Origin of the sequence: Pontibacter diazotrophicus (assembly GCF_003367245.1) — a bacterium.
In the GTDB taxonomy this organism is placed as follows: domain Bacteria; phylum Bacteroidota; class Bacteroidia; order Cytophagales; family Hymenobacteraceae; genus Pontibacter; species Pontibacter diazotrophicus.
Genome location: NZ_QRGR01000073.1, coordinates 1 through 1,993 on the forward strand (window position 1 = coordinate 1; position 1,993 = coordinate 1,993).

Annotated in this window: 3 protein-coding genes; 2 read left to right on the top strand and 1 reads right to left on the bottom strand. The window is 54.7% G+C overall.

What is annotated here, in order from left to right; genetic code table 11:
* Nucleotides 1-213 (bottom strand): hypothetical protein (locus DXT99_RS27665; RefSeq protein ID WP_246001070.1); only part of this gene is annotated, 213 nt, incomplete at its 3' end.
* A 229-nt stretch (nt 214-442) separates the two neighbouring features.
* Between DXT99_RS27665 and DXT99_RS26685 the strand changes: the two genes are divergently transcribed.
* Together DXT99_RS26685 and DXT99_RS27445 are read left to right on the top strand one after the other, a co-directional pair.
* Entirely contained in the window at nt 443-1,609 is a 1,167-nt protein-coding gene (locus tag DXT99_RS26685; protein WP_246001071.1) for an IS110 family RNA-guided transposase, read from the top strand.
* A 92-nt stretch (nt 1,610-1,701) separates the two neighbouring features.
* Nucleotides 1,702-1,993: transposase (locus DXT99_RS27445; RefSeq protein WP_220273458.1), on the top strand; the 292-nt coding region annotated here is incomplete at its 3' end.

The following is a 1,993-nucleotide window of genomic DNA, read 5'->3' on the forward strand; positions in this document are numbered from 1 at the left end:
AAGGAGAACGACCGCTACATCTGCCCCATGGGCAAGCCGCTCCCCTTCAAGGGCTTTGACCGCACTGCGGACGGCAGGCTGCTGAGAAACTACTGGGCAGCGCCCAGTGACTGCAGGCAGTGCTCCTTCAAACCCACGTGTGCCCCCAAGGCCCGGTGCAGGAAAATCACCCGGACCGCCTATGACGAGCAGTACCTCATATCTTTGAAACATTAGCCAAGAGTACAATTCTTACTATTTGTACCTTCGCTTTTATACAATAAGGGAGGAAAGGATTAAGTAACAGTACTAGACACTTGAAGATGTCGCCCCTCAGGGATCCCTTTCCTCCCTCTTCATCCAAGCCAGAACAGTACCGAAAGGCCGCCTGCTGCAGGCGAGACCTAGTATCTAGCTGTGAGTATAGGTTGCAGATGAAGTTCACTTACCCAAACTACCCAACATGATGAAAAACCTGCTATGCCAAAACCTGGGAGTGGACGTTTCCAAAGACTCCCTTGATGTTGTCTTCTCTACCCTCGATATGGAGCGTCAGGTCAGGGTGAAGGCCTCCCGCAAGTTCGCCAACACACCTGCCGGTATCAGGCAGCTCCAGCGCTGGATGGAAAGCAAGCGCGCAGCAGAAGTGGAACTGCGTATCCTCATGGAGGCCACCGGCATCTACTATGAGCAGCTGGCCTGGTTCCTCCACCAGCAGGGCTACCAGGTGTCGGTGATCCTGCCCACCAAGGCCAAGCGCTACCTGCAGGCCATGGGCCACAAGAGCAAGAATGACAGCATCGACGCCAAAGGGCTGGCCCGTATGGGCCTGGAGCAGTTGCTGCCCCTCTGGCAACCCCTGTCGCAGAACATCTACCAGCTGCGTCTCCTGACCCGCCAGTTGGAAGACTTCTCTAACCAGCGCACCGTATTCCTCAACCAGCTCCACGCCCTACACCACAGTGCCTTTGCGGTAAAGCAGGTGGAGAAAAGCCTCAAAAAGATGGTCCGCACGCTGGAGAAGAGCATCCAGGAGCTGGAGGAGGCTATTCAGGAACTCATCTGCCAGGACCCGCTGCTGGCCGAGCGGGTGGAGAAGCTCCTGGCTATCAAAGGAGTGGGTCTCAAGACGGTGGCCGTGCTCCTGGCCGAGACCAACGGCTTTGCCACCTTTGAGAAGCAGGGTCAGCTGGTGAGTTACTCGGGCTATGATGTGGTGGAGAACCAGTCAGGCAAACGCTCGGGAAAGACCAGGATGTCCAAGAAGGGCAACGCCCATATCCGCCGGGCCATGCACCTGCCGGCCTTTTCAGTAGTGCGCTACAAAGAGCCTGTTTTTACCGCACTCCATGAACGGCTTCTGGCAAAGGGCAAGACTAAGATGCAGGCTTACGTGGCTGTGCAGCGTAAGCTGCTGATCCTGATCTGGACGCTGTGGCGCAAGAACCAGGTGTATGACCCGCTTTACGATCAAAGGCATCAAAAACAAAAAGAGGCAATCCTTAGCTTGGAGGCCGGAGCCTCTCTTTCAGGTGTCTGCGCAGCAGACGAAAACAAAGTAGCCCCGCTGGGCAGGGCTACACAAGATGAACATCCCGCACCTGTCGGCCAGGAGCTCTCTTTCAGGTAAGGGGAAGATAAGAAAAATTCAACTAAAATCCTTGACTTTTAAGACAGTACCTGAGGGCATATGCCCGGCAGCAAAGCAGGCGGGGCAGGCGCATGAAAAAGCTTCGCCAGAGCACAGTGGAGCCGGTCTTCGGGAGCCTGGTACACCACTATGGCCTGCGCAACATCAATGTGCTGGGAAAATCAGGCGCTCATAAGGTCATGCTCCTGGCTGCCGCTGCCTTCAACATAAGAAAGTACATGAGGAACAGACCGAAAAAGTCTGTGAGCATGGCAACAGCAATGGAAAGGGAGCAGCCACATGTTCATACCTTCAGCTATTGGTTTCACCCCTGTCGCTTGACCACAATCAAAGAGAGGAGCATTATATGCTTATTCCGAATAA

Coding starts and splice junctions, on each gene's coding strand:
- DXT99_RS26685 (WP_246001071.1), top strand. CDS start 443: ATGATGAAAAACCTGCTATGCCAAAACCTGGGAGTGGACGTTTCCAAA.